General features: G+C 42.9%; 1 protein-coding gene and 1 pseudogene. Both read left to right on the forward strand.

Annotated features, from left to right (window positions below; translation table 11 throughout):
• Positions 1-161: 161 nt before the first annotated feature.
• Positions 162-3,437 (forward strand): ATP-dependent nuclease subunit B, encoded by a 3,276-nt coding sequence (gene rexB, locus HMPREF0849_RS04880; protein ID WP_000772389.1) that lies wholly within the window; start codon positions 162-164, stop codon positions 3,435-3,437.
• Positions 3,434-5,062, forward strand: a pseudogene (locus HMPREF0849_RS04885) (UvrD-helicase domain-containing protein); the annotation flags it as partial. The gene rexB and the pseudogene HMPREF0849_RS04885, both read left to right, overlap by 4 nt.
• Positions 5,063-5,173: the final 111 nt, after the last annotated feature.

Genomic DNA, 5,173 nt, shown 5'->3' on the forward strand with positions numbered 1-5,173 from the left:
CAAAGACTTTTTCCTCTATATCTTTCAGCATATGAAAGTGGATGATGAGGTATGATTGATTTCCTAGTTAAATGATTGTCAACTAGAATTTTGAATTTGGACTGTGAAGCGAACTTTGCTATAATAGAGTAAGAAACTTTGATAAACCAAACGAGGCTGAGATGAAATTACTGTATACTGATATTCGGACTTCTTTGACAGAAATTCTAACCAGAGAGGCAGAGGAGTTGGTTGCTGTGGGCAAGCGGGTCTTCTACATTGCCCCCAACTCTCTTTCTTTTGAAAAGGAACGCGCCGTGCTGGAATGCTTGTCCCAGCAGGCTTCTTTTGCGATTACCGTTACGCGTTTCGCTCAGATGGCTCGTTACCTGGTTTTAAATGATTTGCCAGCTAAGACGAGTCTAGATGACATCGGGCTTGGGATGGCTTTTTATAAATGCCTTGCCGAACTCGATCCCAAGGACTTGCGTGTTTATGGTGCGATTAAGCAGGATCCTCAATTTATCCAGCAGTTGGTTGAACTTTATCATGAGATGACGACTGCTCAAATGAGCTTTTTGGACTTGGAAAGTTTGACAGATGAGGACAAGCGGGCAGACTTACTCTTGATTTTTGAGAAAGTGACTACCTATCTTAATCAAGGTCAGTTGGCTCAGGGAAGTCAGTTGTCCCATTTGATTGAGGCTATTGAGAATGACAAGGTAAGTAGTGATTTTAGTCAGATTGCCTTAATCATTGACGGATTTACCCGTTTTTCTGCTGAGGAAGAGCATGTGGTGGATCTGCTCCATCGAAAAGGTGCCGAGATTGTTATTGGGGCCTATGCAAGCAAGAAAGGCTATACCAGTTCGTTCACTGAAGGGAATCTCTACCAAGCCAGTGTGGAATTTCTTCATCATTTGGGGGCAAAATACCAAACACCTGCTCAGGATCGTTCTCAGACTCATGAAAAAATGGATAGTTTTGACAAGGCCTCTCGTTTGCTGGAGTCTTCTTATGACTTTTCAGAACTCGCTTTAGATGTTGATGAGAAGGACCGTGAAAATCTGCAAATCTGGTCTTGTTTGACGCAAAAAGAAGAGCTGGAATTAGTAGCCCGTAGCATTCGTCAGAAATTACATGACCATCCAGAACTGAGTTACAAGAATTTCCGTATTTTGCTGGGTGATGTGGCATCTTACCAGCTATCACTGAAAACTATTTTTGACCAGTACCAGATTCCTTTCTATCTTGGTAGAAGTGAATCCATGGCTCATCATCCCTTGACTCAGTATGTCGAATCTATTTTGCGTTTGAAACGTTACCGTTTCCGTCAGGAAGATTTGATTAATCTCCTCAGAACTGGTCTGTATACTGACCTTAGCCAAGCGGATATTGATGCTTTTGAGCAATATCTCCGCTATCTTGGTATCAATGGCATGCCAGCTTTTCAGCAGACCTTTACAAAATCCCATCATGGAAAATTTGATTTAGAGCGTCTAAATGCTCTTCGTCTGCGAGTTTTGGCGCCACTTGAAACCTTATTTGCGAGTCGGAAGCAAAAGACTGAAAATCTCTTGCAAAAGTGGAATACTTTTCTAAAAAATGCTGCTTTAAGCAAGCAGATGCAAGAATTGACAGCCACTATGGAAACTCTAGAACAGGAAAGACAAGCTGAAGTTTGGAAAGCCTTCTGCCATGTTTTAGAACAATTTGCGACGGTTTTTGCTGGTTCACAAGTTAGTCTGGAGGACTTCCTGGCCTTGCTTCATTCTGGGATGAGTTTGTCTCAGTATCGCACCATTCCAGCAACTGTTGATACTGTTCTGGTGCAGAGTTATGATTTGATTGCACCTATGACCGCTGACTTTGTCTACGCCATCGGGCTGACTCAGGATCATTTACCAAAAATTGCGCAAAACACTAGTCTGTTAACAGATGAAGAAAGACAAAGCCTAAACCAAGCAACTGAGGAGGGAGCGCAATTACTGATTGCAAGTAGCGAAAATCTCAAGAAAAATCGCTATACCATGCTTTCTTTAGTCAATGCCGCCCGTAAGCAGTTGGTGTTGTCAGCACCAAGTCTTCTTAATGAAAATGAGAGCAAGGAATCGGCCTATCTTCAGGAACTGGTGAGTTTTGGATTTAGCCGAATAGAGAAGAAGATTCATCAAAAAAGTCTGTCTAAGGATGATATGGGTTCATATCACAGTCTTTTGTCTAGTCTGGTTGCCTATCATCAGCAGGGCGAGACAAGTAATACTGAGCAAGATTTGACCTTTGTCAAGGTTCTGGCGCGTGTCATGGGGAAAAAACTAGATCAAAAAGGTCTTACAAATCCAGCACTCCCAACTAGTCCAAGTAGCAAGCCATTAGAGAAAGAGACCTTGCAGGCTCTATACCCTGCTGACAAAGAGTTTTACCTGTCTACGTCTGGTTTGACAGAGTTTTACCGCAATGAATACAGTTATTTCCTCCGTTATGTCTTAGGTTTGCAGGAAGAAGTGCGCCTGCGTCCGGATGCCCGCAGTCATGGTAATTTCTTGCACCGTATTTTTGAACGGGCCTTGAAACTACCTGTTGAAAATTCCTTTGACCAACATCTGGAGCAAGCTATCAAGGAAACCAGCCAAGAACGCGAATTTGAAGCTATTTATCAGGAAAGTTTGGAAGCCCAGTTTACCAAGGAAGTTCTACTTGATGTCGCGCGAACTACGGGCCACATCCTTCGTCATAATCCAGCCATTGAAACCATCCAAGAGGAAGCAACATTTGGTGGTAAAGATCAGGCCTTTATTCAATTGGATAATGGTCGCAGTGTCCATGTGCGAGGCAAGGTTGACCGCATTGACCGCCTGAAAGCTGATGGAGCGTTAGGAGTGGTAGACTACAAGTCTAGTCTGACTCAGTTCCAGTTTCCGTATTTCTTTAATGGGCTTAATTCCCAACTGCCCACCTATCTTGCTGCCCTAAAAAGAGAAGGGGAGCAGAACTTTTTCGGTGCCATGTACTTGGAAATGGCTGAGCCTGTCCAATCTTTATTAGCTGTTAAAAGTCTGGCAGGAGCAGTAGCAGAAGTCAGCAAGTCTATGAAATACCAGGGACTCTTTTTAGAGAAAGAAAGCAGTCACTTGGGAGAGTTTTATAACAAAAACAAGGCCAATCAGCTGACAGACGAGGAATTCCAGCTCCTACTAGACTATAATGCCCATCTGTACAAGAAGGCAGCTGAGAAGATTTTAGAAGGCCAGTTTGCCATCAATCCATATACAGAAAACGGCAGAAGTATTGCTCCATACGTCCAGCAACACCAAGCCATCACAGGTTTTGAAGCAAATTACCACTTGGGACAAGCCCGTTTCCTTGAGAAATTAGAGTTGTCTGACGGCAAACGTCTGGTCGGAGAAAAACTCAAGCAAGCTTGGTTTGAAAAAATAAGAGAGGAGTTGAATCGATGAAGCCCATTTCCTTTTTAACTGAGGAAGAAATTCAAAAACTGCAAAAAGCAGAAGCAAGTTCGAGCAAGGAACAGAAGAAAACAGCCGAGCAAATCGAAGCCATTTATACCGCAGGGCAAAATATCCTTGTTTCAGCGTCTGCTGGTTCAGGGAAGACCTTTGTCATGGCAGAGCGTATTCTGGATCAGTTAGCACGTGGTGTGGAAATCAGCCAACTCTTTATCTCGACCTTTACCGTCAAGGCTGCTACAGAACTCAAGGAACGTTTGGAGAAAAAAATCAGCCAACAAATCCAAGAAACCGATGATGTCGATCTCAAACAACACTTGGGACGTCAATTGGCAGATCTACCAAACGCTGCCATTGGAACCATGGACTCTTTCACACAAAAATTCCTTGGCAAACATGGCTATCTGATTGATATCGCACCGAACTTCCGTATTCTGCAAAATGAAAGTGAACAGTTACTCTTAAAGAACGAAGTTTTTCATCAGGTTTTTGAAGACCATTACCAAGGTGAGAATAAAGAGAAATTTAGCCGTTTGGTGAAAAACTTTGCTGGACGTGGCAAGGATGAACGAGGTCTACGCCAGCAAGTCTACAAAATCTATGATTTTCTTCAATCCACCAGCAGTCCCCAAAAATGGCTGAACGAGTCTTTTCTCAAAGGGTTTGAAGAAGCTGACTTTGCAAATGAAAAAGACAAACTGACCGAGCAAATCAAGCAAGCGCTTTGGAATTTGGAAAGCTTTTTCCGTTATCATCTGGATAATGATGCCAAGGAGTTTCCCAAAGCTGCCTATTTAGAAGCTGTTCAACAGGTTTTGGATGAAATTAGCTCCTTAAATCAAGAGTCCGATAGCCAGGCTTATCAAGCTGTGCTTGCGCGTATTGTCGCCATCTCTAAGGAAAAAAATGGTCGAGCTCTGGCTAACTCCAGTCGTAAGGCCGATTTGAAACCACTGGCTGATGCCTATAACGATGAGAGAAAGGTCCAGTTTGCTAAACTAGGACAACTGGCGGACCAGATAACGATTCTCGACTACCAAGAACATTATCATGGAGACACCTGGGAGCTAGCTAAAACTTTCCAAAACTTTATGAGCGATTTTGTGGAAGCTTATCGTGAACGTAAACGTCAGGAAAATGCCTTTGAATTTGCTGATATCAGCCACTATACCATTGAGATTTTAGAGAATTCTCCGCAAGTTCGTGAGGCTTATCAGGAGCGCTTCCATGAAGTCATGGTTGATGAGTATCAGGATACCAACCACATTCAAGAACGGATGCTGGAATTGCTGTCGAATGGTCACAATCGCTTTATGGTGGGAGATATCAAGCAGTCTATCTACCGTTTTCGCCAGGCAGATCCTCAGATTTTCAATGAAAAATTCCAACGCTATGCACAAAATCCTAAAGAAGGCAAGTTGATTCTCCTCAAGGAAAATTTCCGTAGCAGTTCAGAAGTGCTGTCAGCAACTAACGATGTATTTGAACGTCTCATGGACCAAGAGGTCGGCGAAATCAACTATAATAGCATGCACCAGCTTGTTTTTGCCAATACCAAACTGACTCCTAATCCAGACAACAAGGCAGAATTTCTCCTCTACGATAAGGAAGACAGCGATGGTTTGTTTCTTCATCTTTTCCTCCTTGTAAGAGTTCTTCCTTTCATTTTACCATAAAAAGCCTTTTCATGCATCACCTGTGGATGAAAGCGCACTAATTTATAACAA

This window comes from Streptococcus sp. C300, assembly GCF_000187645.1.
GTDB lineage: Bacteria > Bacillota > Bacilli > Lactobacillales > Streptococcaceae > Streptococcus > Streptococcus oralis_CQ.

Excerpts from the sequence above, each read along its gene's own strand:
- rexB (WP_000772389.1), top strand. The coding sequence starts at position 162 with ATGAAATTACTGTATACTGATATTCGGACTTCTTTGACAGAAATTCTA.